The organism is Aquibacillus saliphilus, from assembly GCF_020404745.1.
GTDB lineage: Bacteria > Bacillota > Bacilli > Bacillales > Amphibacillaceae > Aquibacillus > Aquibacillus saliphilus.
In genome coordinates this window covers 36,487-62,561 of sequence record NZ_JAIZAP010000021.1, presented here as the reverse complement: position 1 = coordinate 62,561, position 26,075 = coordinate 36,487, and the positions used below count along the sequence as shown (strand labels likewise).

General features: G+C 34.6%; 28 protein-coding genes. 10 read left to right on the top strand and 18 right to left on the bottom strand.

Features of this window, described 5'->3' with window-relative positions:
• Positions 1-173 precede the first annotated feature (173 nt).
• The gene (locus LD272_RS18235; RefSeq protein ID WP_226038040.1) at positions 174-683 is read left to right on the top strand and encodes an antibiotic biosynthesis monooxygenase family protein; all 510 of its coding nucleotides are present in this window, start codon (positions 174-176) and stop codon (positions 681-683) included.
• A 171-nt stretch (positions 684-854) separates the two neighbouring features.
• On the opposite strand, the gene LD272_RS18230 is transcribed toward LD272_RS18235, so the two are convergent.
• The 6 genes from LD272_RS18230 to LD272_RS18205 form a co-directional block, all read right to left on the bottom strand.
• Positions 855-1,343 (bottom strand): thioredoxin domain-containing protein, encoded by a 489-nt coding sequence (locus tag LD272_RS18230; RefSeq protein ID WP_226038039.1) that lies wholly within the window; start codon positions 1,341-1,343, stop codon positions 855-857.
• Positions 1,340-1,777 (bottom strand): disulfide oxidoreductase, encoded by a 438-nt coding sequence (locus tag LD272_RS18225; RefSeq protein ID WP_226038038.1) that lies wholly within the window; start codon positions 1,775-1,777, stop codon positions 1,340-1,342. Before LD272_RS18225 ends, LD272_RS18230 begins: the two co-directional genes overlap by 4 nt.
• Positions 1,778-1,980: 203 nt before the next feature.
• On the bottom strand, positions 1,981-2,610 hold the full coding sequence (locus LD272_RS18220; protein WP_226038037.1) for a response regulator: 630 nt from the start codon (positions 2,608-2,610) through the stop codon (positions 1,981-1,983).
• 87 nt (positions 2,611-2,697) lie between these two features.
• Entirely contained in the window at positions 2,698-3,735 is a 1,038-nt protein-coding gene (locus LD272_RS18215) for a sensor histidine kinase (protein ID WP_226038036.1), read from the bottom strand.
• A gap of 12 nt (positions 3,736-3,747) precedes the next feature.
• Entirely contained in the window at positions 3,748-4,518 is a 771-nt protein-coding gene (liaF, locus tag LD272_RS18210) for a cell wall-active antibiotics response protein LiaF (RefSeq protein WP_226038035.1), read from the bottom strand.
• A 151-nt stretch (positions 4,519-4,669) separates the two neighbouring features.
• Entirely contained in the window at positions 4,670-5,335 is a 666-nt protein-coding gene (locus LD272_RS18205) for a phosphatase PAP2 family protein (protein ID WP_226038034.1), read from the bottom strand.
• A gap of 162 nt (positions 5,336-5,497) precedes the next feature.
• Here LD272_RS18205 and LD272_RS18200 point away from each other — a divergent pair, with 162 nt between their 5' ends.
• Positions 5,498-5,962, top strand: coding sequence for a ferritin-like domain-containing protein (locus tag LD272_RS18200; protein ID WP_226038033.1), 465 nt, complete (start codon positions 5,498-5,500; stop codon positions 5,960-5,962).
• 205 nt (positions 5,963-6,167) lie between these two features.
• Positions 6,168-7,340, top strand: coding sequence for a M20 metallopeptidase family protein (locus tag LD272_RS18195; protein ID WP_304511986.1), 1,173 nt, complete (start codon positions 6,168-6,170; stop codon positions 7,338-7,340).
• Positions 7,341-7,806: 466 nt separating this feature from the next.
• Here LD272_RS18195 and LD272_RS18190 read toward each other — a convergent pair whose 3' ends face one another.
• From LD272_RS18190 to LD272_RS18180, 3 genes are read right to left on the bottom strand one after another with little or no spacing between them, the layout of a single operon-like run.
• On the bottom strand, positions 7,807-8,523 hold the full coding sequence (locus tag LD272_RS18190) for an EcsC family protein (RefSeq protein ID WP_226038032.1): 717 nt from the start codon (positions 8,521-8,523) through the stop codon (positions 7,807-7,809).
• 12 nt (positions 8,524-8,535) lie between these two features.
• Complete coding sequence (locus tag LD272_RS18185; protein WP_226038031.1) at positions 8,536-9,750, bottom strand: ABC transporter permease; 1,215 nt, start codon at positions 9,748-9,750, stop codon at positions 8,536-8,538.
• The gene (locus LD272_RS18180) at positions 9,743-10,486 is read right to left on the bottom strand and encodes an ABC transporter ATP-binding protein (protein WP_226038030.1); all 744 of its coding nucleotides are present in this window, start codon (positions 10,484-10,486) and stop codon (positions 9,743-9,745) included. Before LD272_RS18180 ends, LD272_RS18185 begins: the two co-directional genes overlap by 8 nt.
• Before the next feature lie 1,042 nt (positions 10,487-11,528).
• Here LD272_RS18180 and LD272_RS18175 point away from each other — a divergent pair.
• From LD272_RS18175 to LD272_RS18165, 3 genes are all read left to right on the top strand, one after another.
• On the top strand, positions 11,529-11,960 hold the full coding sequence (locus LD272_RS18175; RefSeq protein WP_226038029.1) for an HIT family protein: 432 nt from the start codon (positions 11,529-11,531) through the stop codon (positions 11,958-11,960).
• 215 nt (positions 11,961-12,175) lie between these two features.
• Positions 12,176-12,694 carry a tryptophan transporter gene (locus LD272_RS18170; RefSeq protein WP_226038028.1) on the top strand — a complete coding sequence of 173 codons (519 nt, stop codon included), beginning with the start codon at positions 12,176-12,178 and terminating at the stop codon, positions 12,692-12,694.
• A gap of 120 nt (positions 12,695-12,814) precedes the next feature.
• The gene (locus LD272_RS18165; RefSeq protein ID WP_226038027.1) at positions 12,815-13,180 is read left to right on the top strand and encodes a YtxH domain-containing protein; all 366 of its coding nucleotides are present in this window, start codon (positions 12,815-12,817) and stop codon (positions 13,178-13,180) included.
• A gap of 62 nt (positions 13,181-13,242) precedes the next feature.
• Here LD272_RS18165 and LD272_RS18160 read toward each other — a convergent pair whose 3' ends face one another.
• The 4 genes from LD272_RS18160 to LD272_RS18145 all read right to left on the bottom strand — a co-directional run bounded on the left by LD272_RS18160 (position 13,243) and on the right by LD272_RS18145 (position 17,310).
• Positions 13,243-14,157: a glycine betaine ABC transporter substrate-binding protein gene (locus tag LD272_RS18160; RefSeq protein WP_226038026.1), complete on the bottom strand. Its 915-nt coding sequence runs from the start codon at positions 14,155-14,157 to the stop codon at positions 13,243-13,245.
• A 103-nt stretch (positions 14,158-14,260) separates the two neighbouring features.
• Positions 14,261-15,199 carry a glycine betaine ABC transporter substrate-binding protein gene (locus LD272_RS18155; protein WP_226038025.1) on the bottom strand — a complete coding sequence of 313 codons (939 nt, stop codon included), beginning with the start codon at positions 15,197-15,199 and terminating at the stop codon, positions 14,261-14,263.
• 73 nt (positions 15,200-15,272) lie between these two features.
• Positions 15,273-16,118 (bottom strand): ABC transporter permease, encoded by an 846-nt coding sequence (locus tag LD272_RS18150; RefSeq protein ID WP_226038024.1) that lies wholly within the window; start codon positions 16,116-16,118, stop codon positions 15,273-15,275.
• Entirely contained in the window at positions 16,111-17,310 is a 1,200-nt protein-coding gene (locus tag LD272_RS18145) for a quaternary amine ABC transporter ATP-binding protein (RefSeq protein WP_226038023.1), read from the bottom strand. The genes LD272_RS18150 and LD272_RS18145 overlap by 8 nt, the downstream gene beginning before the upstream one ends.
• Positions 17,311-17,674: 364 nt before the next feature.
• On the opposite strand from LD272_RS18145, the gene LD272_RS18140 reads away from it, so the two are divergent.
• The 3 genes from LD272_RS18140 to LD272_RS18130 all read left to right on the top strand — a co-directional run bounded on the left by LD272_RS18140 (position 17,675) and on the right by LD272_RS18130 (position 19,625).
• Positions 17,675-18,160 carry a GbsR/MarR family transcriptional regulator gene (locus tag LD272_RS18140; protein WP_226038022.1) on the top strand — a complete coding sequence of 162 codons (486 nt, stop codon included), beginning with the start codon at positions 17,675-17,677 and terminating at the stop codon, positions 18,158-18,160.
• 636 nt (positions 18,161-18,796) lie between these two features.
• Positions 18,797-19,333, top strand: coding sequence for a DUF3267 domain-containing protein (locus tag LD272_RS18135; RefSeq protein WP_226038021.1), 537 nt, complete (start codon positions 18,797-18,799; stop codon positions 19,331-19,333).
• Positions 19,334-19,445: 112 nt separating this feature from the next.
• Positions 19,446-19,625: a hypothetical protein gene (locus tag LD272_RS18130; RefSeq protein WP_226038020.1), complete on the top strand. Its 180-nt coding sequence runs from the start codon at positions 19,446-19,448 to the stop codon at positions 19,623-19,625.
• 138 nt (positions 19,626-19,763) lie between these two features.
• Here LD272_RS18130 and LD272_RS18125 read toward each other — a convergent pair whose 3' ends face one another.
• Positions 19,764-19,847: a YjcZ family sporulation protein gene (locus tag LD272_RS18125; protein WP_125908269.1), complete on the bottom strand. Its 84-nt coding sequence runs from the start codon at positions 19,845-19,847 to the stop codon at positions 19,764-19,766.
• A gap of 198 nt (positions 19,848-20,045) precedes the next feature.
• Between LD272_RS18125 and LD272_RS18120 the strand changes: the two genes are divergently transcribed.
• Positions 20,046-20,936 (top strand): peptidylprolyl isomerase, encoded by an 891-nt coding sequence (locus LD272_RS18120; protein WP_226038019.1) that lies wholly within the window; start codon positions 20,046-20,048, stop codon positions 20,934-20,936.
• 62 nt (positions 20,937-20,998) lie between these two features.
• Here LD272_RS18120 and LD272_RS18115 read toward each other — a convergent pair whose 3' ends face one another.
• The 4 genes from LD272_RS18115 to LD272_RS18100 form a co-directional block, all read right to left on the bottom strand.
• Positions 20,999-21,205 (bottom strand): sporulation YhaL family protein, encoded by a 207-nt coding sequence (locus LD272_RS18115; RefSeq protein ID WP_226038018.1) that lies wholly within the window; start codon positions 21,203-21,205, stop codon positions 20,999-21,001.
• A gap of 96 nt (positions 21,206-21,301) precedes the next feature.
• Positions 21,302-22,246 carry a 3'-5' exoribonuclease YhaM gene (gene yhaM / locus LD272_RS18110; RefSeq protein WP_226038017.1) on the bottom strand — a complete coding sequence of 315 codons (945 nt, stop codon included), beginning with the start codon at positions 22,244-22,246 and terminating at the stop codon, positions 21,302-21,304.
• Positions 22,247-22,381: 135 nt separating this feature from the next.
• The gene (locus LD272_RS18105) at positions 22,382-22,942 is read right to left on the bottom strand and encodes a GbsR/MarR family transcriptional regulator (RefSeq protein ID WP_226038016.1); all 561 of its coding nucleotides are present in this window, start codon (positions 22,940-22,942) and stop codon (positions 22,382-22,384) included.
• Positions 22,943-23,116: 174 nt separating this feature from the next.
• Positions 23,117-26,071 (bottom strand): ATP-binding protein, encoded by a 2,955-nt coding sequence (locus LD272_RS18100; protein ID WP_226038015.1) that lies wholly within the window; start codon positions 26,069-26,071, stop codon positions 23,117-23,119.
• Positions 26,072-26,075 lie beyond the last annotated feature (4 nt).

The window sequence follows — 26,075 nt, the reverse complement described above, 5'->3', positions numbered from 1 at the left end:
ACCTCTACTTTACTTTCTTATGGTGCTTAATTAACACATATCTGATAATTATACGCTAAATACACCTTAACATAAAGGCAAATATCTCTTATATACTTGCGGTCTTACTTGAACTATTGCTAAACTAAAGAAAATAATGTTTACGTAACTACGTCAGTTGAAAGGAGAAACTTATGAAAGCTTTCATGACAAGTGGGACATTGGATTATTTAATTAAAATTGATGAACAACACCCAAGATTAAACCTCTACTTCATGCATGATGGTGATAACACAATTGCATATTATGAAGATGAAGATGCGACTATATTTGACACACCGAGGGAATATCAAACTGTAATTTCTAAAGGAACGCTTAAAGAAGACGGTTTTGTTGTGATGAACAACATACCTGTCACTGACGAGGGAAAACCGATTTTTGAAAGTCAATTTAAAAGTAGGGCGGGAATGATCGAAGAAACAGCTGGCTTTTATGCTCTTCGTGTTTTACGACCATTAAGAGGAAATAAATATGTTGTAATGGTTCAATGGCAGGATCAGAAAAGCTATCAGAACTGGAAAAACTCTGATGCATTTACAAAATCCCATCAAAAAGCAAAGAAGAAAAAAGAGAAGCCTTCTTATTCAGCAGGGCCATCATATGCCATTACCTATCATATGGTTGATTTCGAAAAAGAAGTTTAAATTAAACAAGTTTATATAAGTAAACCCCGCTCAGGATCAACATTTAAGCGGGGTTCTTTTCTTAATTAAGTAGAAAGTATAACTACTTGGATTGTCCACTAGTTACTAGCTCCAGCGCCTAAGGTCAACTTAAGTCAAGGGCAACCAAGGCGCCCCTTGCGCTTTCTTAAGCTAGCTTTTTGAATTTGAATCTAATACATGTTCGTTAAAGAAGTTGTCAAATTCGATAACTGGGCGAGCTCCATTAATTCTAGCAACCTCTTTACCGTCTTCAAAATGGACAACCGTTGGTGTGCTTTTGATTCCATAGGTACTCCACGGTTCTTCAAATTCACGTAAATTCAGTTTCACTAAATCGATTCCAAGTTCATCTGTCATCGGAACGATTAATGGTGTTGTATTTTGACAATGAATACAATCAGAAGCATAAAAATAGACGGTTACATCCTCCCCATTTTCAAGAGATGTTTTTAATTCATCAGGTAGTATTTGGTTTTGATAAAGTGGATCATCTAACTGTTCAATTGTGTCAGGATGTAAATTGCTTTTTCCATATGGATTACCTTCAGTTTTTTGCTTATTTTGATAGTTAACAATGAAAGCAAGTGCCGCAAACAATAGAACTAGAACAATGATAAAAGTAATCATATTTTTCTTCATTGGTTATGTCTCCTTTGTTGTAAAATTAATGTTAAGTGCAATACAAAAATAATAATGAAAGCAGCTAATGCCAAAAATGGGATTGTCATGAATCCGAAATAATTAATATACTCAACATTACATGGAACAATGCCACAAGAGGCTCCAGCTTCATTCAGGCTAGGTAGTTTTTGAATAAGATAATGATATCCAGAAACGACTATACCAATGCCGCTTAAAATAATCCCTGGAAAACCAACCTTAATATCCTTTTTAATTACAGCTACACCGTAAATGATGACAAGAGGATACATTAAAATTCGTTGATACCAACACAATTCACATGGAATAAAGTTCATAATCTCAGAAAAAAACAAACTACCTAAGGTAGCAACCAAACTTTGTGCCCAAATAAAAAACAAAACTTGCTCCTGTTTACTTTGTTTGTCAGACATATCATATCCCTCTAATCATTATCTTTAATTTTTACATTACTAGTAATATAAACGGTTAACACCATCTATCCTATCACTGAAAGTATCGCCTGCGATAGTACAAATATTATACTAGTGTTCCAATAAAAGACAAGAAAAAGAAACTGAAATAATAAAAAAGTCCTTACCTTTTGATAGGCAAGGACCAACATTCTATTATTCTACTATCTAAATAAACCGTTTTTATGTGCATATACAGCTGCTTGAGTACGATCGTTTACACCCAGCTTACCTAATACGTTACTGACATGAGTTTTAACTGTTTTTATACCAATAAATAATTTCTCTCCTATATCTTGGTTCGTCAATCCATCTCCAATACATAGAAGCACCTCTAATTCTCTTTCCGTCAATGTTTGGTGTGGTTTGCTATTTTGCGATCTGAAACTAGTCATCATTTTATTAGCCACTTTTGGTTCAATAACTGTTTCCCCTTTATAGGCCTTTTTAATAGCAGATGCTATTTCATCAGCTGAAGATGTTTTTAACATATAACTAAATGCACCTGCTTCTAACGCCGGGAAAACTTGCTCGTCGTCGTAAAAACTTGTGAGAATAATAACTTTGCAATTTGGAAGTGCATCCATAATTTGTTTTGTTGCATCTATACCGGTTCCATTATCCATAATTAAATCCATTAACACTACATCAGGCTTTTTTTCTATTACCACTTTTGCAGCATGATTGCCACTAGATGCTTCCCCAACAATCTCTAAATCAGGTTCTGTCATCAAGTAGGCCATAACACCTTTGCGTACAACATCGTGGTCATCTACGACAACTACCCGTATCATTTTATCGACTCCTTTGCTTCTCTAACAAAAGGGTTATTTTATTAATTGTTCAATCGTACCATTTTATTTAAGGTATAAACGAATATGCTAGAGTGGTATGCGAATATCCAAATGTGTCCCTTCACCCTGCTTTGAACGTATGGCAAAGGTTCCACCAATTTCTTCACTTCGCTCTTTCATTGTTTTTAAACCATAAGAAATTTTCTTCTCTTGATTATTCTCTATGTCAAATCCTTTTCCATTATCAGCAATGTGAACAAATAACTCTTCGCTACGTTTAACTAGTTCTACTGTAACCTCAGTAGCATCCGCATGTCTTAATATATTAGATAATGACTCTTGAACAATCCGAAATAAATGTTCCTCTCCTGTCTCGGATAACTCCCGTATCTCTTCTATATGTAAGTTGAAATCAATTTGACACTTCTGCTTTAATTCTTCTATTAAATTGTGAATTCCCATTTGTAGCGGTTCTCCAGACAAATCAACAGGTCGCAGATGTAATAACAACGCCCGCATTTCTGTTTGTGCTTTTAATGCAGTAGCTGATATCTCCTTCATCTGCTCCTTTGCTGCGTTTGGGTTTTTGTCAAATAAACGAATAGATGCTTGTGACATCATTGTTAGAGCAAAAAGCTGCTGACTTACTGCATCGTGAAGGTCACGAGCTAAGCGCTGTCTTTCCTCGATTGTCGCTGCTTTATGTGCAGACTTGGCATACTCTGACTTTTCGTCAGCCAATCGTTGTAAAGACTTTACTTGTCCTTGCATCTTCTCTCCTAGCTCATTTAGTTCTGTACCAATTCTAGAAATCTCATCGTCATCGTTATCATAAACCCTTGATGAGTAATTACCTCGGGCGAGCTGGGCAATGAGAACAGATAAATAATCGAATCGATCTTTCATATCACCACTCGATTTGAATCCAACATAAATAGAAAAGATAAAGGCTAAAAAAAGATAAAGAATAATAAAGACAAATATGCTTGTTTTGCTTAACCAAATCGGTTCAAACAATACATGAATGGAAAGCAGTATCGCAAGTAATGTAACAGTAGTTAGAAACAAACCATAAAAATGGGAACGTATATATGCATAACGGATCGAATTTAACCTTTTTAACAACTCTTCTCCCTCCTACACCTTATCCACTCGAATTGATCCAGCTTGAAGTTTTAAGTAAATAATTAATTTTCTAGTTGATTCGTTGTAGTCTGGAGTTACATAGGTCACCTGTCGATTTATCCCGTCTGCAGTTTGACCGAATACGTTAATATCACCAGCCTTAACATGCGCCTCTAACGAAAACTCTACATTTTCAGGCATTAGAATCCGAATATCACCCGCCCAACCTTGGATAGTAATAGGTATTTCTTTATCAGGAATAAATGCTTTTGTAAAATCAATATGATAATCTCCAACAGCATTCCATAATTCCATTGGTTCAACTTTCCAATTTGGTGTATTAAATTTATGGTCTCCAACAGCGAAACTTTTTTTTCCATACATCTTCTCACTATTGTGGTGATCATCAGAATCAAAAATAAATTGAAACTTTTTCTTCTTTTCACGCTTGTTAGAAGTACCAAAAAAACTGAATCCTAAATAAACAAATAATAAAGGCCAGAGCTTATAGATGTCCCAAAAGGTGAAGTCTACTATGGCAAAACGATCCAATAGTAGTAAACCACCAAAAATAACAATAAAAGAACCAGCTCCAAGACCCCATCTTCCTCTGAGTCCGTCCCATAGCCACTTAACACCTAGTAAAATAAAAAAGAATGGATAAATATATATCCAAGCTTCGGTAAATTCTAACGAAACTACACCTATATTCGTCAATACTAAAGCGATACCTAATAATATAATGATAATAGCTACACTATTACGCAGGAGATTTTTTTTCATTTTCACTTCATCCTTTATCGATACTGATTGTAATGTCCCGAAATCCACACAGAAATTTCTCTTTTCAAAAAATATCACTTCATCCTATAACTATATTTTAATGAAATTAGATCCGGGTTATAACGACCGGTAGAATGGTTTTGTCTCCGCCTTAAGACGGAGACCGAAAATAAATGATTCTACTCTTAAAACTAATTAAAAGCTGGTAGACAACAATCCAAATCATTAAAAAGATTAAACCAAATGCATAACCTGCTACTACATCTGTTAAGTAATGCACCCTAATTACATATCGACTAGCCCCAATTAATAAGATTAATATCAGCCCACCAACGTTTATCCAAAGTGAAACACGTCTTGATTTCGTATAGTTAATTAAAAAATAAATAACCATTCCGTAAGCAATCAACGCTACCATGGCATGTCCAGATGGAAAGCTAAATCCAACACCTTCAGCTTCAGCGAATATTCTGGGTCGCTCTCTAGCTACAAACAGCTTAATCCAGTAATTTATCTTATATCCTATCATTGTTCCGATTGGAAGCATGAAGGCAGCAATCCAATCTTTCGAATAAAACCATAGAAAAATTCCAAACGCAATACTAAATGGGGTTAAAAATGTACCTGACCCTAATTCTGTTAACCACCTAAAGATCTCAAATAATATCGAATCATTGATTCCAGCTACAGCCGGTGAAGACCATTCATCAATAATAGGCATCTCTTTATCAATAACTCGTATAGTTAAAAAAATGCTTACACCGACTGCAAGTATAAAAACAGAAACAGCAAAATACTTGCGATAAGAAGTCTTCATTCTTATTCTCCTCTAAAACTAGTATTCATATATGGTTATACACTATTTCATAGTATATTTAAACACTTACAAAAAAGACTTATCCATAATATGTTTATTAATTATCTATTAGGGAATTGTACTTATATATGATCAATTTAATTATGAAAGGGAGAATTTATAATGGCAGATAATGTAAGAAACATTAAAAATGATAACCAATTTCAAGAATTAATTGACGGCTTAAATGAGGATTTAGCAAACGAATACGCAGCAACTATTATGTACACGTACAATGCCTCCGTGGTTTCTGGTTTATACCGCTCCATACTGAAGCCATTTTTCGAAGATGAGATTAATGATGAGATAGGTCATGCTTTATACTTATCAGACAAAATAAAAACATTAGGTGGAACCCCGACAACTACACCTGTAAAAGTGAAGCAATTAACTGATGTTAAGGATATGCTAGTAGAAACAAGAAGAGCAGAAGAAGATACAATTAGACGTTACGAAATACGAAAAAAACAGGCTGAAAAGTTAGAACTTACCGAACTAGTCGTTAAACTAGAGGATATGATTGCTGACGAAACAGGCCATAAAGAAGAAGCTGATCGAATCCTTGCTGATCCAATCTTCTCTAAATAACAAAGTAGAAATAACCTTCTGAAAAAATTCAGAAGGTTATTTTTTTGTTTATGAAAGCGAGGTAAGAGCGTTAATTAACGCGTATGCTATACTATCAATAAAGTAAAACTTTCACCAGCGGAGTATTTCGTTGAATCGTTAGACATGCTATTTCATAGAATTCGAGATTCAAGGACGGGATAGTTTTATAGAGGAGGACATTATTTTGTGGAAGGAATTATTATCTTCTATTGATTGTTATTATGATGAAATGGTTGATATGCGAAGATATTTACATCAATATCCTGAACTATCTTTTCAAGAGTATAAAACTGCTGCATACATTGCTGATAAATATGAAGAATTAGGTATTCCATATCAATCACAGGTTGCCGGAAACGCAGTCGTTGCCACATTAAAAGGTGGTAACCCTGGTAAAACAATTGCTATTCGAGCTGATTTTGACGGTTTACCAATCCAAGATGAAAAAGATGTACCATATAAATCAAAGGTTGCCGGTGTCATGCATGCTTGTGGTCATGATGGTCATACAACTACTTTACTAACACTAGCTAAGGCCTTTAAACAAGTTCAAGAGCAACTATCCGGTACGCTTGTATTTATTCATCAGCATGCTGAGGAACTGGCTCCAGGCGGCGCTAAGTCAATTGTTGACACTGGCATATTAAATGATGTAGATGTCGTTTTTGGCACACACTTATGGACAAATACTCCATATGGTGTTGTCCAAACGGCTCCAAAAGAATTTATGGCCGGCGCAGACCGATTTACCATTACTATTCGAGGACAAGGTGGTCATGGCGCTATGCCACATCAAACGAAGGATTCGATTGTTATTGGCTCACAAGTTGTGACTAATTTACAACAAATCCTAAGCCGTCGAATAGATCCATTAAGTACCGCTGTTCTTACAATAGGGACTTTTTATTCGGGCAGTACTTTTAACATTATTGCTGATTCCGCTACAATTACAGGTACAGTTAGAACTTTTGACCCCAAGTTACAAAATCAAATCATTAGTGAAATGGAACAAATAATTAAGGGCACATGTCTTTCTAATCAAGCTGACTACGAATTCAATTATGAAAAAGGTTATCCACCTGTTGTCAATCATCCTGAGGAGGCTGCACTCGTTCTAAAAGCTGCTGCCACGGTACCCGGAGTGAATAAAGCGGAGGAAGTTGTCCCTAGCATGACAGGAGAAGATTTTTCTTATTATCTTTTAGAAAAACCTGGTGCTTTCTTTTTCACTGGTGCTCAAAAAGAAGGGCATTTCTATCCTCACCATCACCCGAAATTTGATATTGATGAGCGATCAATGGTGCTAGCTGCTCAGACTTTGATTCAAACGATTAAACTTTATCAAGAAAAGATATAATGAAAAAGAGGCTGTCTTCATTGTGGTTCATTTATCGTGGAAAAAATTAAAAATCATAAAACAAGTAGCATAGTGTTTCACAATGCTTTTTAACTACTTTTAGTACCTAAAATTAAATACAAACGCTTGGTTAGAAAAAACTCTATCCTAGCGTTTGTATTATCTGTTATTTGACTGTTTAACTACATAACCCAATTCTCGAAAAAAATTACAACTTAATTCAAAATCTAGTGTTCTTATTTTTTCTTGTTTTTTCTTTTTTGACCAGAATAAGTACCTCCAAATATGGCAATAAACATACTTATGAATAGTGCAATCCATCCCCAAGTAGCCACTTTCACCCTCCTAAAGTTCACAATTTTTCTAATTTATCTGTCCAAAAGTTAACATGCATTTTTTCCTAAATATACAAATATAGTTTTTTTACCAAAAAATGACCAACTTATCTTCATTGACAGCCTTATTTCTATTTTGATAATAGACGGAGTCGATACATTTGTATTGCTGTATCACCCAATTGATCTAACAGCCTTCGATTAGCCACAGCACCTACAATTGCTCCAAAACCTGGGATTAGCTGAAGCATCTTTACTAGGTCAATCGTATCTCTATATTCTAATTGTAACGTCTTCCAATCTACTTCTCGCCATGACAGCTTTTCTTCCTCCCAATTAATAACGGTACGTAATACTTCGCTTCGTTTCTCATCACTAGAAAAAGCCAGCATAAAAATGTGTAATAAATACATCCGTTCTTCGTATTTTTCTACATCATATCCATATATTCGAGCAGTATCAAAGAGAAATTTCATTTTAATACTTAGCAACAATGGAAAGTCAGCCATACCTAGAAAGATTCCACCTGCACCAGTACCAGCTCCTTCTAACATGGCTGTTTTCTTGTATTGTTCTAACCGCTCGTGTACTTGAATTTCTCTTTCTTCAAATGTCCATTTGGTTTCAACCTCAATCGGATGAATATAATTAGATGAAGTTAATGCTAATTCAATCATACGCTTTATACTTTCTGTGACTACACGATGGATTTTTTCAGGTACTTTATTATTGATTTTCGATTGGATTTTTTTCGACGTACGTTTCACAATCGATGACTTCTTCTGTAATGACCTTTGAAACCTCTGAGCTTCCAGTAAGACTTCTTGTTCGTAAGTAAACTGTGCCATTATTATCTCCCTTTAGGTTAATCTTTTTTTTACATAACCCTGAATAAAAAGGTAACTAAATAGGGTGCCACCAAACCATACGATGAAAAGACCTGTAATGTTTCCTAAAAATAGAAATAATAAGCCAAAGAGAAAGGTTTGGATAATCATTAACCGAGATAACCAGGAAATCATGGCCTTAGTTCTCCATTTTTGTTTAATTGGATAGATATCTAACCATGCTATTGTGCGATGGTGTTGCCACAATGTCATTAATTGAAAACCACTCAAGTAAAGAAATAATATACTAAAAGCGACTTTAACCCATAAGTTCGGAACAAAGTACACTGCTAATGCGCCAATCGCCATTAAACGACTGTATATTCCTAAGTAATCTCCACTCCTGATTGTCGTAATTCGATACAAATAATCAAATGTTCTCTCCTGTTTAAATGGCAGATTTTTAACAACTAAAGCTACTAACCAATGTCGTTTTTTTATTTGTGTTTTAAGGTGTGGCACATCGGTAAACATATTTGCAATCCGGTAAAAGGTTCGCATTCGCATCCGATCTTTTTCAACTAGTAAATCCCATATAACTCCAGGATTTTGTTTTGACAAATAATAATCGTAAATAAATAGTGCAAATAAAAGCACCGTTGTTATTGCTGCGAATATAATTTCACCATTAATAAAAAAGTAAAATGTGAAAAAGTTTAATACAAACCGAATGGTATGGTCGATCAAACGACTCTTTCCATCCCTTATTTTTAGAATCCACCAATTCGCGAGTAAATTCCATACCTTTAGGATGAGTAAAATAATTATGATTAAAATATAGGGATTATTAGTCCCCTCCGGAAAAGTTTCGAAATAAAGTGGACCAAGAACAGCTGCAACTAAGAAGATTAAATATAACTGAACAACGAAGCTGTAAATTAAAGTACTTCTAAAGTATCGCCCCATTTTATGCTCTGCAGGCAACAAAAACACCAAATCAGGCTCCTTCAGCAGCGTTCGAACAGGACTATAACTAGCTACAACGCTAAATAATAGGCTTATTACGAAGACGGAAGGGAAACTTTCAGGCATTGTCGCAAGCCATTGTTGGTAATAGAATGCAAGTGCTGACACCATAAATAACATCGCTATCACAAGATGACCAGTGAATATATAGCGTAGATAACGGCTTGTTTCCTTTAGATGTGCTGAAAACCGCTCATTAAAGAAATGTTGCGCATTAAACATAACTATCTTCCTTTGTCAGTTGAATATATAATTCATCTAGGTTGGCTGTTGGCATACTAAATTCTTCCCTCAAATCTTCAATGGTTCCTTGTGCCCTAATCTTACCTTCATGCATGATAATGAATCGATCACAGTACCGTTCCGCTGTAGCTAAGATATGAGTAGACATTAGTACACCTGAACCTTTTTGCTTCATCTCATCCATGAGTTGCAAATAGGACTGGATGCCAAGAGGATCTAAACCAACAAACGGTTCATCAACAATATATAGTGGTGGTTCAATTAAGAACGCACACATTATCATCACTTTTTGTCTCATTCCTTTAGAAAAATGGACAGGGAACCATTTTAATTTCTTTTCTAATCTGAATTCCTTCAGTAAAGGATCTAACCTGGCCTTAAATGTTGCTTCAGGTATATCATAAGCCATAGCTGTTAAACGTAGATGCTCATAAAGCGTTAACTCATCGTATAGAAGGGGCATTTCGGGTATATAAGAAAAGTTGCCTCGATATGTTTCCGGTGAATCTTCAAAACTTTTACCTTCGATTTCCACTTTTCCTTTTTTTGCTTGCATTAATCCAATTATATGTTTAATGGTGGTACTCTTTCCGGCTCCATTTAAGCCAATAAGCCCGACAATTTCGTTTGGAAAAACATCAAAGGAAATGCCATGTAAAACATTTTTGCGAGTGTATCCTCCTTGTAAATCTTCAATATGTAATAAAGGTTTCAATTAACATTACCTCCTAAAAGTCTAAAAACACATGTATATTGATTAAAATTTTACCACTTCACCATAGCTTTTCCAAAATTATATCCTTCTACAATTATACAGAAGTTTCTCTAGTGTACTTTAAATTTTTTCTTGAATATTATTATCCTTTTCTGAACAGAATACTTAGAGAAGGAGTTAGGCTAATTTTTTTTTACTTCACGACAATGATATTGTGGAAATCCACGAAATGAGGTGTCGGTGAAAGATAATCGTCTAGTATTACAAACCTCTTCCAAAAGGGAGCAACTACTCTAGCCAAATGGGGTGTTGACGAAAGGTTTATAACTTGGTAATCGAAAGAATCATTCCCCTGGTTCAAGTAAAATTATGTTCAAGTTCATGACAGATGATGAAATGATCCTTCTCCTTCAAACAGCGGGTTGTCCTTAAACAGAAAGGTCATATGACTGAACTGTTAAAGGACTAACCCGTTTGTTTTTATCCAAAAAAATTGATAATCTTTACATAAAACTACAACAGTCTATAAAATAAAGAAAACGGATAGTCTAATTTAATGCTCTTTTCGAAAGTGTTGTTACTTTTTAATCTCCGCAGTTGATAGAAAATACGACGTGTCTGCTATGTTGATTTCCGCTCCGGGCAGTCGCTTTCCGCGGGCAACGCTTCAACTTCCTCGGAAGAAAACCGCTTCCTGCGGGATTTTCAGCCGTTGCTTTTCCCGCAGGAGTCGACTGCCCTCCGCTCCAAACAACTAGTTATTGTGTGAAAAAATTAATCAATATATTTCAATTGATAACCCACTTTAAAAGCGAAGTGTATTGCCGCAGCGCTGACATAGCACTCATCTTATAAAGAATATAAAAGGAAATCAACCGAGTAGTTTTTGTGCATTCTCAGTGGGACGAGTAACCGCTGTCCCAATCTGTAAGAAAACAACTTAATTAAACAAGTTGATATTTAAAACCAAGGAAAACTATTACTATGATAGTATAAAGTAGAGTAATTCCCTAGCTGATTGAAAAAATAAAGGAGTGAAAGTATGAGTAATTCAAAAGATTGTCTTTTTTGTAAAATAGCTAACGGTGATATTCCCTCAGCAAAAGTGTACGAAGATGATTATGTTTATGCATTTTTAGACATTAGCCAGGTGACAAAAGGACATACGTTAATAATACCTAAAACCCATGTTAAGGATATTTATGACACACCATCAGACGTTGCTGCAGAATTATTTAAGCGCGTTCCTAAATTAGCTAATGCTATCAAAAAAGTTTATCAGCCAATTGGGCTAAATATATTGAATAACAATGAGGAACCTGCTGGTCAATCCGTCTTTCATTTACATTTACATCTTATCCCTCGCTACGGCAAAGGAGATGGTTTCGGTGCTGTTTGGAAAACAAATAATGACAACAGCCAAGAGGAACTTCAAAAAATTGCTAGTGATATTAATAGTCAACTGACCGATTAACATACTTATCCAAGTCTATCTTAAAAATTCATTTAAAAAGTATAGAAAGTCTCTAAATCACTATTTAGAGACTTTCTTATATATATGGAACATTCTAATAATTTAATTCTTTTTATTTTATTTATTATTTGATATAATTACAACTAACCTTCGCAATTAGCAATCAGTGCATAATTGGGAGGAAATAGTATAGACCGAGCAGAGGAGAGAGTTTTATGAAAACAAGAGTTTTAATTATTTTATCATTATTTATAGGGATTGGTGCCGTATTACACGCAATTGCCCCACCGATTCTGTTTGGTATGAGACCAGACATTATGTTACCGATGATGTTTCTAGGGATTTTATTATTCCCGAAGACTCAATATGTTTTATTACTGTCAATAGTTACCGGTATTATCTCGGCATTAACGACGACAGCCCCTGGTGGACAAATTTCTAATATTGTAGACAAGCCAATTACCGCTTTTATCTTTTTTGGATTATATTTGCTTGTTAAAAATCGAACCAATCTTAACATTTCAGCACCAATTCTTGCGGCTGTTGGAACTATTGTAAGTGGAACAGTGTTCCTAGTAATGGCACTGTATGTGATTGGATTACTACCAGGAAGCTTTATCGCATTATTCGCTGGTATTGTACTTCCTGCCACATTGTTTAATGTGATATTTATCGTAGTTTTATATCCTATTGTAACAAACATTATGAAACGAGCTCAACCTGTTACGTTATAGTCACATAAACAACCTCCGAAATAGCTCGGAGGTTGTTTTATTAAAATTTGAGTATTTCTATGTTTTATAATTACAAAATTCGAGAACATAGTATAATATGGATAGAAAGGAGTGTAAGCGATGGCAAACGGAAAATCATTACTACTCGGCTTAATCATTGGGGGAGTTGTGGGCGGTGCAACTACTTTACTTAGTGCTCCAACTTCTGGAAAAGAACTCCGCAATCAAGCTAAATCACGCGGTGAGGGTTTGGTCCATTCGTTCGATAAGCTAAAAAATGAAGGTATTCATTTGACCGATCAAATTGCTCAAACTTCTAAGGAAGGTGTTTCTTTAATTAAAGACTTGTCTTCGGATATGAAACAATCAATTGAAAGCTGGAAACAAACTATTGAACCGCATCAAAAAAATATTCAGAAATACCTAGCGCAGATTGAGAAAAGTTTAAAAGAATTAGAAGAAAGTACGTCAAAAAGGGAAGATTAACAAAAAAGTTCGCCCTCACCTAGTGATGGCGAACTTTTTGTTGTGCGAACAATTATTTCTAACTACTTCTTTTCCTCTAAGTCTTCAATTGATTCAATATCCATATATTTTGGAACAACTAGTCCGATCTTCGCTCCTTTTAAGTTTTCACCTAAGTCTTCAAATTCACCTTCATATGCATCATAAAAGTCACCATGGGTCCTAGGTAACCACGGTGCTAGCGATGCATCTGCATCACCTGTAGCAACTGCTTGAATCATAACTGACGGGTCGACCGGGGTCAGCGTTACTTCATACCCTTGGTTGTGTAGGACTTGACTCATCACATGGGCTGATGAGCGTTCTGTATCCCATGGAGTTAAAACAAGCTCAATTGATTGGCCATCAACTTGTTGTAGACCTTCTGTCCATTCAGAAACTGTATCTTTATTATCTTTAATCCAGTTTTTGGCCGCTTCTTCAAACTCAATTTCTTGAGCAGCAAGCATTACTTCTTCCATATCTTCTGATTCCCAGTGAAACCTATCCAATATTTCATATGCTTCTGGCATGTCGCTTTTTAGCTCTTGTCTTACAATTGTACTAATATATTCAACGTCACCATAAATCCCCTTTGGATCTTCTAAATATTTAAGATCCCATTCAGCAAATATCCAATGAGGAGACCATCCTGTAACAACAATTGGTTCTTCTTTGTCATAGGCATCCCCTAGAGCGGTTAACATAGCCGCAGTAGAAGCCGTCTCAAATTCCCAATCTTCCAGATTCTCATAGTCTTCTAATACCTGTTCTGTTGCTTGAGTAACACCAGCACCAGGCTCAATACCTGTAATGGTGAAATTCATCTCTTCACCAAAATTTGTTTGTTCTGCCTGATTGTTCTCTTCTTCATTTTCATCTGTTCCGCAACCAGAAATAAAGATTCCAAATGATAAACCAGTGATAATACCTATTCGGTTTAACCGTTTATTTCTCATTATCCCAAACCTCCTGTATTCATTTTTGACAAAATAAAAAGAACTGCCATTAGTTTTACCCGAATGGCAGTTCTTTATTTACTTCAATGAATATTGTTTAAGTTTACTCTAATCCAGCAGTCCACTCATCAACTTTATCTTGGTTATTTTCAATCCAAGTTGCAGATGCTTCTTCTGGAGTTGCACCATTAGAAACTTCTAGCATAATTTCTTCCATATCCGCTGGAGTCCAGTTGAATTGGTCTAAAATTTGATAAGCTGCAGGACTATCTTCTTCAAGTCCTTGACGTACCATTGTTTCGATTGTTTCAGCTCCACCAAATGATTCTTCTGGATCTTCTAGATACTTAAGGTCATACTGAGCGAACTTCCAGTGTGGAGTCCATCCAGTAACAACAATTGGTTCTTCATTATCAATTGCTTGCCCAAGAGCTGTTGCCATCGCACCACTAGAAGAAGATTGCACTTCAAAATTCTCTAAACCATAGTCTTCAATAGATTGTTCAGCAGCTTGAACCACACCAGCACCAGGCTCAATTCCTGTAATGCTACCATCTAATTCCTCTGAAAAATTAGCAAGATCTCCAATTGTAGTTGCATCCATATATTCAGGAACAACTAAACCAATTTTAGCACCTTCTAAATTTGGACCTAACTCAACAAGATTATCTTTATGTTCTTCATATAAAGGTCCGTGTGTACCAGGTAACCATGCCGCTACCATACCATCAGCGTCTCCATTTGCAACCGATTCCCACATAACAGCGTTATCGATAGGAGTAATTTTAACATCGTATCCTTCGCTTTCAAGTACTTGAGAAATAACATTTGTAGAAGCAATTTCAGAGTCCCATTCTACATAAACAAGTTCAAGCTCTTCATTACCCATTTCTACTCCTGTAGCTTCCTCTTCAGTAGTGTCACCTGTTGTGTCACCACCATCAGTGTTTTCTTCTTCTTCTGCTCCACCACATGCAGCTAATACTAATGAAAGTACTAGTACAAGTACTAGACCTAAATGTTTCCATTGTAGTTTTATCATAACTAATAAATCTCCCCTATTCCTATTTTTTTATTTATGGTTAACTTTTCCCTTAAGAAAAGTAGCCAACAAATTAATCTGCTTTCTTCATGTTCAGATTTTGAGTGAAACGGTCAATAATGATAGCCAGGATTACAATTCCAATACCTGCTACGAAACCTGTTCCAACTTGCGCGCGTTGTAAGGAGGATAGTACTTCTCTTCCTAATCCAGGCGCACCAATCATTGATGCAATAACAACCATAGACAAAGATAACATAACTGTTTGGTTAATACCCGCCATGATTGTACTCTTTGCCATTGGTAGTTCAACTTTAAAAAGTTTCTGTGTCCCCGTACTACCAAAGGCGTCTGAAGCCTCTACTAACTCTTCTGAAACCTGCCTAATACCTAGATTCGTAAAACGAACCGTTGGTGGTGTTGCAAATATTAATGATGCAAATATCCCTGGTACCATTCCAATACTGAAAAAAGCAACAGCAGGGATTAGGTAAACAAAAGCAGGCATTGTTTGCATAAAATCTAAAATTGGACTAATAATATTTTCTGCTAATTTACTCTTAGACATTAAAATTCCAACCGGAACTCCAATTATTACTGAAAGTAAACTTGCGATTAATACCAAAGAAAAAGTAAACATTAATTCTTCCCATAAACCTTGATTATAAATAAGCCATAACCCTATAACTGAAAAAATTGCTAAACCAATTCGTTTTCCAGTAATAAAAAATGCCAACAATGCCACAACTAGAATGATAATAATTGGCGGAATTGCAACTAAAAGATCCGCAGACCATTCCATAAAGTCTCCAAATTGGTTTTTTATCGGATTAAATAGCCATGCAAATGCATTTGTTATATCATCGGTAAAATCACTTACAGCCTCTGCGATTGGGATTTTTGGAATAAAATCAAGCATTATTTAAATTCACCTCACCCTCACCTGCTAGTGCAGCAATTACTGCACCTCGTACAATGATGCCCAACAGCTTACCATCTTCTACCACTGCAATTGGCACCGGTGAATCATGAATAACCTCAAATATATCATGCATTGTTGTATCCTTTGATACTGTTGGTACATCAGTTTTCAATATTTCATTTAAATCTCTAACTTCATTTTTACGTGCTTCAGAAGCATCATCTGCAGTTACATAACCTTTTAAGTTACGTTTTGCATCAGTTATGTAAATACTAGATAATCCTACTTCTCTCATCCGTTCTAAAGCAACTCTAGGTCCGTGCTTTTCAATATTAATCGTTTCCGGGCGCTTCATGATATGTTCAGCAGTTAATACTTTGGAACGATCTACATCCTGAACGAACTTTTCAACGTAATCATTAGCAGGGTTCACTAATATTTCTTCTGGTGTACCAATTTGTACTATGGATCCACCATTCATTAACGCAATACGATCACCGATGCGTAAAGCCTCATCTAAATCATGCGTGATAAAGATAATTGTCTTCTTCATCGTTTCCTGTAAATCAAGTAGTTCATCTTGCATGTCTTTACGAATCAATGGATCAAGTGCGGAGAAAGCCTCATCCATTAATAGTACTTCAGGATCATTTGCCAAAGCTCGAGCTAATCCTACCCGCTGTTGCATACCACCTGATAGCTGAGCGGGTTTCTGGTGGATATATTCTCCGAGTCCAACCAGTTTTAAAGCTTCTGTTGCTTTTTTACTTCTCTTTTCTTTGTCTAATCCTTGTATTTCCAAACCGAACTCCGCATTTTCCAATATTGTCCGGTGAGGAAATAATCCGAACTTTTGGAAAACCATACTTAACTTCTCACGGCGTACACGACGAAGATTCGTTTTGTCCATTTTAGCCAAATTTTCTCCATCTATCATTACGCTACCCTCAGTCGGTTCAATTAACCGATTTATCAGACGCACTAATGTTGACTTACCACTACCTGACAAACCCATAATAACAAAGACCTCTCCTGCTTCTACTTCAAAAGACGCTCTGTTAACACCAACTGTATTACCAGTTTTTTTAAGTATTTCTTCTTTTGTTTTTCCTTCGTCCAGGAGTTTAAGTGCTTCTTTCGTATTTTTACCAAATACTTTTGATAAGCCTTCTACTTGAATAACCGGCACTACATTCACCTCTTTACTTTCAATAATTTACCTTTTAGATAACTTACAGTACCTTTTTAAATTACTACATAAACATTAGCAAAAGAAATATAAGTAATACAAATAGGTTCTTTTAAGTCATTTTACGATAACGCCACGACTTAAGCATTCCTTTAATACTATATCCTTTATCCCATATAAAATTCAAATGATACACACTATTATTTTCGTTTGAATTTTATATTCAGTTTAATCTGTATAATGTTTTTCTGTTTTTTTCTTCGATTTCCACTTAATTTCTCCAAATTACTTACAACTATGCAATTTCCTTTATAATATATTTTGTTGTACTCTTAATGTATTAACGTTCTTAAGGGAGGCTCCTATGACTGAAAATCATCTTGATGAAATAAACAATAAGGTTATTACTGAGTTTTCAAAAACAATGGAAATGTTTGATTTAACTTCAGCAGAGGCTAGACTATTTTCCATTCTCTATTTAAAAGATTCTCCAATGACTTTAGATCAAATGAGTGAAGAATTAGGCAAAAGCAAGACATCCATTAGTACTGCCGTGCGTAATCTATTAGAGATGAAATTAGTTGACCGTGTATGGAAAAAAGGAAATCGAAAAGATTTGTACACTGCTGACGAAAACCTTTACAAAAGGTTTTTGAAAACATTCGTTCAAAAGAGATTAGAAACAACAATTCAACAAAAACAATCTTTGAAAGAAATAGAAAGTAGCTTAGATAAAGAGAGTATCGAGAATAGTGAAGTCAATCATATTAACAACAAATTAAGAGATATGATTGAGTTTCATCTACTAATTGAACAGGCATTCCAAAATATTTATAAAACAAATCCTTAAACTCTATTATTTTCTCTATGAATTTTCACAAAAACTTCAAAAAGGAAGGTAAATACCTTCCTTTTTGCCATGCAAAAAGAGTCACAATTGGAGTTTAGTTTCTCATTTAGCATCCCTGTAATTTGAAGAAATAATGAATTTTCAATTGAAGCACATCACCCCTTCCTCACTTTGGATAATGTACTCTCTATTAAGCGATTCTAACAACTTTAACACCCATCCATACTCATCTCTGTCTAACTCCTTTTCAATAATTAACTTTTGTGACGTCCTCCCACTATTAAAAAAGTGAACTTCCAAAGTAAAAGTAATTGATGGAACCAAGCATTCACCCCATCATTTAAATAACGAGATGAGTGCTTGATCTGTCGTTAAAAGATACTGTTTCACTTCTTTTAAAGTAAACAATAATTGAAGCCTGAACGAAAAAATTATCGAGGTTGTCAAATCCAAGATGAGCCCATTCACAACCCCCTCTTTGCAACTTATTGTTTACAGTTATCATTAAAACTTTCAACTTAAATTTTTTTTTGCGAAATACCTATTGATTTTCATTTGAAAAAGGACTATATTCATTGGGGGAAAACTCCATTAAATAAAATAAAACGTAGATACAAATGCAAGGGGGAATTGGAGATGAATTGCTGGAAAACCGTCAATGTTACCAGAGAGTTTGGATTAAATCGCATCTATTTAATTTCTTTACTAACTGGCCTTATGTCATTTATATTTCTTTATCTTCCATTTTCTATTGTCCATCAAACCAATGAATTGAAAGATCATGGATTACTGCCTTTACTAATTGGACTCATCCTTTTACCTATGGTACACAAATTAACGCATATTTTACCGTTATTTTTAGTAAAAAAGCGCCTGAAAATGAATTGGCGTTTTAAAATAGGACTTTTTCCTACATTTTCATTTTTAACTAATAAGAGAATGTCTAAAAAAACTTCAATTACTATTTTATTAGCACCCACTGTGCTTATAACAATTCCGGGGTTAATATCTAGTTATTTATTTGCTGAATATCATGCCTATATTCTTCTATTCACCTCGGTCAATATAGGGTTGTCGTTCACTGATTTCTTATATACGAGTCATATAATTAAAGCTCCCAAAAAGTGTATAATTGAAAATGCGAAAAATGGATATGATATTTTAATTGGTTAGCCTATTTCAAAGCACCCTGTAATCAGGGTGCTCTTTTTCTTACTTATAACTGTTCAACGCGTAGAATTTCTGTTAAAGTAGTTTCATAGGTGTATAAGGAGGTCATTATCTTATGGCAATTATTTTTGGTTTCTTTGCTTTATTTGTTCTATTTTCGTTTAACTCTCTGACACTTAAATTGTGCCTGCAAACGGAAATGTCACAAGAACGCCAACCTAATGTATTTCGCACGATAAACATTCTGATTACTATATTACTAATATCATCATATGTTGAAGTATTATTCACATAGTATAAGAAAAAATAAATCTTACAATAATATTTATTTAAGAGCACAAATAATTTTTTGCTACGAGAAAAAGGGATGACAAAAATGCTGATAAACAGCCTTTGTCATCCCTTTTAAAATAAAAGATATCTTACTGCTATCCTATAGCCAGGCTGCGCCAACAATAATTAGTAATATAAACAATACTACGATTAAGGCAAAACCGCCACCGTATGCTGCACCCATGAGAACACCCCCTCTATTCAATATCTACTTTATCTTATGCATTCTGTTTTAAGTTGGGATAGGCTATCGTCTATTTTAAGTAAAAAGTGTGTAATCTGAAATCAAACTATTATTTTTGTATCAAAATGTGGTATATTATTTTATGGGCTTGTTCATATTGGGCAAAAGCAAAGACACAAGATTAGGAGTGTTTATATAATGAAAAAACTAGCAATCGCAGCATCAATAACAGCAGCAGTTCTTACACTATCTGCATGTTCATCTGATGATTCAAAGACAGAAAACGTTGTTGAGTCAGACGCTGGAAATGTCACCAAAGAAGAGTATTATCAAGAACTAAAAAGTGGCCAAGAAGGTCCTACTATTTTACAACAAATGGTGATTGAAAAAGTTTTAGCTGACAAATACGAGGTAGAAGATGACGTTGTAGAAGAAGAATTCACTAGCTTAAAAGAACAATACGGTGAGCAGTTTGAAATGGTCTTACAGCAAGGGAATTACGCTGATGAAGATGAACTAAAAGAAGATCTTCGTAGTAACTTGATTCAAGAAAAATTCCTAACTGAAGACGTTGAAATAACTGACGAAGAATTACAAAAACGATATGACTACATGAAAAAAGGAAAAATTGAGGCTCGTCATATACTAGTTGAAGATGAAGAAACCGCTAAAGAAGTGAAACAAAAGTTAGATGATGGTGGAGACTTTGCTGAACTAGCTGCTGAATATTCTACAGATGGTTCTGCACAAAACGGTGGAAATTTAGGTGAACCCTTTGGCCCTGGTCAAATGGTAAAACCATTTGAAGATGCCGCTTATAACTTGGAAGTTGGAGTAATTAGTGAGCCTGTAGAAACTGAACATGGTTGGCATGTTATTGAAGTACTAGATATTGTCGAACCTGAGCAAGAAGTAGGAGCTTATGAGGACATTAAAGAAGATTTAAGAAAAAGTATGGCATTACAAGAAGGGCAGAAAAATGCACAAGAAAAATTAATGACTCTTCTAGAAGATTCAAATGTTGATATAAAAATTGAGGAATACAAAGATCTTTTTGAACAACCAGAACAAGCTGCTGTACCACAGTAATTTAAATTATTAATAAGAAATGTCCTACTTGTTAAAAGCTAACAAGTAGGACATTTCTTATGTTAACTTGAGGTCATTTGATTCTCACTTTTCTGGTCACTTTTAACACTACGCTTTTCATCTATCCTATCCATATAAACCTTACCTTCGCGTTCAATATACTGCTGCTCAAGTTTTTTCTCAGCCACTAATGCCCGAAAAGACATATACCCGCTTAAAAAAATAAATATAATAAACATATATACCCACCACGGGATACCTAGTATCATTATTTATTCCTCCCCTTGTCCATATTTGCTAAAATATATGCTATTTTTTAAAAAATATGCTCTCTACAAGAAGAATCAACTAAATCATACACTTTGTTATTCATCAAATGTCGGTTTATAAAAAGAACGGTTATCCATGGCAAATAAACGATCTGTAAACTCACCTGGTTTAATTTTTTCCAACGATCGGTTCAACATATTCATTTTTGCATCAATTAAATCTATTAAGTGTAACAATTCAGCCTCGCGGACTAGAGGAGGTTTCGGACTACCCCACTCTGCTTTCCCATGATGGCTTAATACCATATGCTGTAATATCGTAACTTCTTCGGTTTCAATTTGAAGCTCTTTTGCTGCTTGACCTATCTCTTCTACCATTATTGGAATATGACCAATTAATTTCCCTTCTAAAGTATAAGAAGGCGCTGTAACCCCTGACAATTCTTTCATCTTTCCGAGATCGTGGAGGATGATACCTGCATATAATAAATCTTTATTAATAGCAGGGTATAGACCTTTTAATTCTTTTGCCAAGTTAAGCATAGAAACAATATGGTATGCTAAACCAGAAACGTATTCATGGTGATTTTTCACTGCTGCCGGATATGTCATTAACGCGTCCTGATATTTTTTAATGAAAAATCTAACTATTCTTTGAAGATTCGAATTCTCCATTTCAAAAATAATTTCAGTAATTCGTTCTGACAATTCTTCTTTTTCAACCGGGGCTTTTTCAATAAAATCATTTTTGTGTACTCCATCAGTTGGTTGAGCCGGACGAATACTATGAATCTTCAATTGTGCTCTCCCTCGAAATTGATTGACTTCTCCAGTAACCTTAACTAATTGTTCTGCCTGAAACAACTCCTCGTCCTCTGATGTAGCTTCCCATAGCTTAGATTCTATTTCCCCACTGACATCTTTTAATATTAGTGTTAGAAATGGCTTGCCATTACTAGCTACACCTTTGTTTGATGCCTTGATCAGCATAAAATAATCAAATAAATCTCCTACCTGATAATAAGCAATTCCCTTTTTCAATTATAAAATCCCCTTTCAAGTAATAATTGTTTGTTTTATTTGTTCTACCATGTTGTTTTCAAGGTTGTAATGTCTAATTATAACAACAAGCCCTTACTAAAAAATATGTTAGTAAGGGCTTTGAGACTGATTAAGTCAAGACTTATGTAAATCATGTTTTGGCACGTACTGGAAGATTTCACCCGATGCTACTACTTGGATGAATCTCATTAACCAACTGTAGTAGTTTTGAGCATATCTTAACCTGTCGATATCAAGGTCAATCTTATTCTGTAACCGTTCGTTTGATGTCTCTTCTTTTATTTGTTCTAACTCTTGAATTGCTTCCTCTGCCTCTTCAATATTTTTTTCTGTATGATGACTCCATCGACTACCAAATAAAGATGTAAAGGATTTATACCAGTCCTCATCAGACTTATATAGGTCCTTACGCACACCTTTTTCAAATGATTGTTCTACCATTTTCATTTCAGCTAATGACCTTACACCAGTAGACATACTCGTCTTGCTCATTTCTAAAGCGTCTCTCATATCATCTAAGGTCATCGGACCATCATTGAAATAAAGCGCACCATAAAGTCGCCCGACAGATGGAGTAATACCATACAAGTTCATATTCTTCGCTATTACCTGAACAAACTTTTCAATAATTTCTTCATAAACCTGCCATTCTTTTGCTGTATCATTGTTTGGCAATAGAAAACCCTCCAACTACATAGAGTGAATCTTTTTTCAGTTAAGAACTGAAAATTGAAAAATCCTTACCCATTATTTTTTTAAAGGGATTTAGTGGACATTAATTTAGTTATTTTTACCATTTTATCATAAAATATTCTATCATTAATAAAACGATAAAGCGAACACGTTGAATTAAACCAATTGCAAATCCATTATTTCTTCTTCTGAAAACTCATTTGAGTTCCGGCAAGTAAATAGGATTACTTGCTGTTCATTTCCAATCTTCTTTAATAATTTAACCATTATTTTCGTGCGATTTTCATCAAAATGAACAAATGCATCATCTATAAAAAAGGGTAATTGATAATCCTCATTAACTACTTCACTTAGTGCAATTCTCAAACACATATACAATTGGTCACTAGTACCTTGTGACAATTCATTTACATTAAATCGTATTCCAAAGTGATTTTCAACTTGGATAGGATCACCTTCACTTGGTGCGAAAACATTTGTATATTTATTATTTGTTAACTGCTTAAAGTAATAAGCTGTCGACTTTATTACTTTCGGAAGGTAATTCTTCTGAAAGGTTTGCTTTGTTTCTCCTAGCATTTGTTTAGCAAGCTGATAGACAGCCCACTTTTTTGCTTGTTTTTTCAAAAAATCTTGTTCCAGATGGAATTTGTGTTTAACAATTGAGTAGTCCTCTCTCCCTTCCATTTTAACTAATAATGCTTTTACATCAGCTAATGCTTGACGTTTCCCTTCTAAATTCAACTCTATTTCTTCTAGATAATCTGTTATAATACCCGCTTCAAGTTTTAATTCTTGCTCATTTGGCTGTTTAACTGATGCATTTTCCAGTTCGCTTTGACTTAGCACTTGGCTTAATTGACTTTTAATATCTGCTATTCTATTTTCAAGCTTCTGTTGATTGTTTTTATTATTTCCTTTTTTTATGAAATTCTCCTCATCTTCCACACTTGCATGCTTCCATAAACTTTCTATTTCTTCATGGTAAGGCTTCATTCGTTGAGTTATTTTGCGTTGTAAGTCGTGAACTTGTTTTTGCCATTCTTGATATTGTTCTAAGTTACTTTTATACTTCATTTGTTGATCTATCAATTGTCTTAAAAAAGTGAATTTTTCACTTGTTTCTTTTTGAGGCGATTCAAAGTCATTGTTTTGAAAAAAGACAGTGATTTCATTTTCGTAACCCGTTAATTGCTTTTTATTTTCTTCAATCGCACTTTCTAAATTTGTTATTTTACTCCAACGCTGGATTACAGTAATGAGTATGTGATAGAGCTTTGGCCAATAATCTGAATCGACTGATTCTAAAAAAGGATATAGCTTTATTTGTTCATCTATTTGCACAGCCAAGTTTTCTTGTTTGGTCTTAAAGAAAATTCTCTTTTCCTCAATCTTTAATTGTTCGATGCGAAGCTTTTGATAATCATCCTCACCTTTTTCAAGCTCAGTGAGATACTTCTCTTGTTCTGATAATATTGTGTTGATTTCCTTAAATTGTTCATCTTCTAATTTTAATTCACTATTACTAACTGTTTGAGCCTGATTTAAAATTCGCTCCATACGTTGGTTGGAATTTTTCACAAATAACCTTTGTATTATTCCAAACAGAATTAAAACAATAGACAAGATTAATAGACTGTTAATTTCTGTAACTAAAAAGGTACCAACACCAATTAAACTCAACAATAGACAGACAATAACAACTATATTTGACTGTTTTATTCGCTGTCCTGATTCCTTTTGCCACTTGTTTTTTTGATTGTGGTTATAGTCGTTAAATAACTGCAATTTTGTTTGATTCTCATGACTATTTAGCTTTTGTTTGTAATCGTTGATTGTTTCTAAAGGTAATAATTCAGAATTAATTCGCTGATTGCTTTCTTCAACATTCTTCATCTGGTGCTCGATTGACTTCGTCTCACTATCAACATTTTCTTGGTCCATTGACAATCGCTGCTTTTCATTCTTTAGCTGGTTCCATGTCTCTTCAACATGAAAGGGTAATGACAAATCTTTTACGTCTTCCATCCGCAGGCCAATTTGAAGCTGGTCAATGTCGTTCGTTAATTCTTTCTTTATCTTACTTATTTCAGTAAAAAGGTATTCTATTTCATTTAAACTCTGGCTATACTCTCCTGACTTTTCAGATAATATATATGCCTCTTCAAGTATTTCAGGATCCCATAACAGTTGCTTAATTCTTTCTAATTCAGTTAGATAGTTTTGTTCATTATCCTTTAGCACAGAGAATTCACTTTTCAAAGGCATAAGTTGTTCTTTCAAATAATTATATCGGTCAATTCCGTTCTCAGGAAATTCTCCATCTTTTTTATATAAGCATAGTTGTTGGTGCGTTTCATGAAATTCATTTAGTAACGGAGAAACTTGTATTTGTTTTTCAATATATAATTGTTTTTTCTTCCATATAGTTAGTTCTTGCTGCAACTCATCTATTTCTTCAATCACTTTTGTTTCTAGGTTCTTCTTTTCATGGTAGGAATTCTCTTCTGTTTTTAAATCATTTAGTCGTTTCTTTATTTCTTCGAGATTGATAAGTTGCTCGTTTACCTCTGGTTTCTTCCCTTGTGGTTTAAACATTTGATTTAAGTGACTGTCTAACTTTTTTTCGGTTTGATATATTTGATCTGATCCAGTCATTCCGATACCTAAAAGAACTTCTCCCAGCTGATCAGCTTTTATTGTATGTAGTTGATTTAAGTCACTTGAGTTAAAAGAAAAAATGGATTGAAATGTTCGATAATCGATTCCGCCTATACTTTCTTTCAACCACTTTTCATCTTCGGTAACACCATTAGTTAGAAAACATACCGCAGCTCCATTATTTCGGTCATGAATCCGTTCTATGGTAAATATACCTTGTTCCCTTGTTGATACTTTTAGTCTTCCGCCCATTTTTCCGCCTGTTTTTGGTAAATAAGACTCTCTTTTTTTTGGTGGAAAACCAAATAAAATAAATAAGATAAACTGACGGAGCGTTGACTTTCCAGATTCATTTTCTCCTGATACTATTACCAAGCCCTTGTCCCTAAAATCTATTTGTTGATCCTGCCATTTACCAAATCCATAAATATTAGCACTAAGTATCTTCATATTC

Excerpts from the sequence above, each read along its gene's own strand:
- LD272_RS18235 (WP_226038040.1), top strand. The coding sequence starts at position 174 with ATGAAAGCTTTCATGACAAGTGGGACATTGGATTATTTAATTAAAATT.
- LD272_RS18230 (WP_226038039.1), bottom strand. The coding sequence starts at position 1,343 with ATGAAGAAAAATATGATTACTTTTATCATTGTTCTAGTTCTATTGTTT.
- LD272_RS18225 (WP_226038038.1), bottom strand. The coding sequence starts at position 1,777 with ATGTCTGACAAACAAAGTAAACAGGAGCAAGTTTTGTTTTTTATTTGG.
- LD272_RS18220 (WP_226038037.1), bottom strand. The coding sequence starts at position 2,610 with ATGATACGGGTAGTTGTCGTAGATGACCACGATGTTGTACGCAAAGGT.
- liaF (WP_226038035.1), bottom strand. The coding sequence starts at position 4,518 with ATGAAAAAAAATCTCCTGCGTAATAGTGTAGCTATTATCATTATATTA.
- LD272_RS18205 (WP_226038034.1), bottom strand. The coding sequence starts at position 5,335 with ATGAAGACTTCTTATCGCAAGTATTTTGCTGTTTCTGTTTTTATACTT.
- LD272_RS18200 (WP_226038033.1), top strand. The coding sequence starts at position 5,498 with ATGGCAGATAATGTAAGAAACATTAAAAATGATAACCAATTTCAAGAA.
- LD272_RS18190 (WP_226038032.1), bottom strand. The coding sequence starts at position 8,523 with ATGGCACAGTTTACTTACGAACAAGAAGTCTTACTGGAAGCTCAGAGG.
- LD272_RS18185 (WP_226038031.1), bottom strand. The coding sequence starts at position 9,750 with ATGTTTAATGCGCAACATTTCTTTAATGAGCGGTTTTCAGCACATCTA.
- LD272_RS18175 (WP_226038029.1), top strand. The coding sequence starts at position 11,529 with ATGAGTAATTCAAAAGATTGTCTTTTTTGTAAAATAGCTAACGGTGAT.
- LD272_RS18170 (WP_226038028.1), top strand. The coding sequence starts at position 12,176 with ATGAAAACAAGAGTTTTAATTATTTTATCATTATTTATAGGGATTGGT.
- LD272_RS18165 (WP_226038027.1), top strand. The coding sequence starts at position 12,815 with ATGGCAAACGGAAAATCATTACTACTCGGCTTAATCATTGGGGGAGTT.
- LD272_RS18160 (WP_226038026.1), bottom strand. The coding sequence starts at position 14,157 with ATGAGAAATAAACGGTTAAACCGAATAGGTATTATCACTGGTTTATCA.
- LD272_RS18155 (WP_226038025.1), bottom strand. The coding sequence starts at position 15,199 with ATGATAAAACTACAATGGAAACATTTAGGTCTAGTACTTGTACTAGTA.
- LD272_RS18150 (WP_226038024.1), bottom strand. The coding sequence starts at position 16,118 with ATGCTTGATTTTATTCCAAAAATCCCAATCGCAGAGGCTGTAAGTGAT.
- LD272_RS18140 (WP_226038022.1), top strand. The coding sequence starts at position 17,675 with ATGACTGAAAATCATCTTGATGAAATAAACAATAAGGTTATTACTGAG.
- LD272_RS18135 (WP_226038021.1), top strand. The coding sequence starts at position 18,797 with ATGAATTGCTGGAAAACCGTCAATGTTACCAGAGAGTTTGGATTAAAT.
- LD272_RS18130 (WP_226038020.1), top strand. The coding sequence starts at position 19,446 with ATGGCAATTATTTTTGGTTTCTTTGCTTTATTTGTTCTATTTTCGTTT.
- LD272_RS18125 (WP_125908269.1), bottom strand. The coding sequence starts at position 19,847 with ATGGGTGCAGCATACGGTGGCGGTTTTGCCTTAATCGTAGTATTGTTT.
- LD272_RS18120 (WP_226038019.1), top strand. The coding sequence starts at position 20,046 with ATGAAAAAACTAGCAATCGCAGCATCAATAACAGCAGCAGTTCTTACA.
- LD272_RS18115 (WP_226038018.1), bottom strand. The coding sequence starts at position 21,205 with ATGATACTAGGTATCCCGTGGTGGGTATATATGTTTATTATATTTATT.
- LD272_RS18100 (WP_226038015.1), bottom strand. The coding sequence starts at position 26,071 with ATGAAGATACTTAGTGCTAATATTTATGGATTTGGTAAATGGCAGGAT.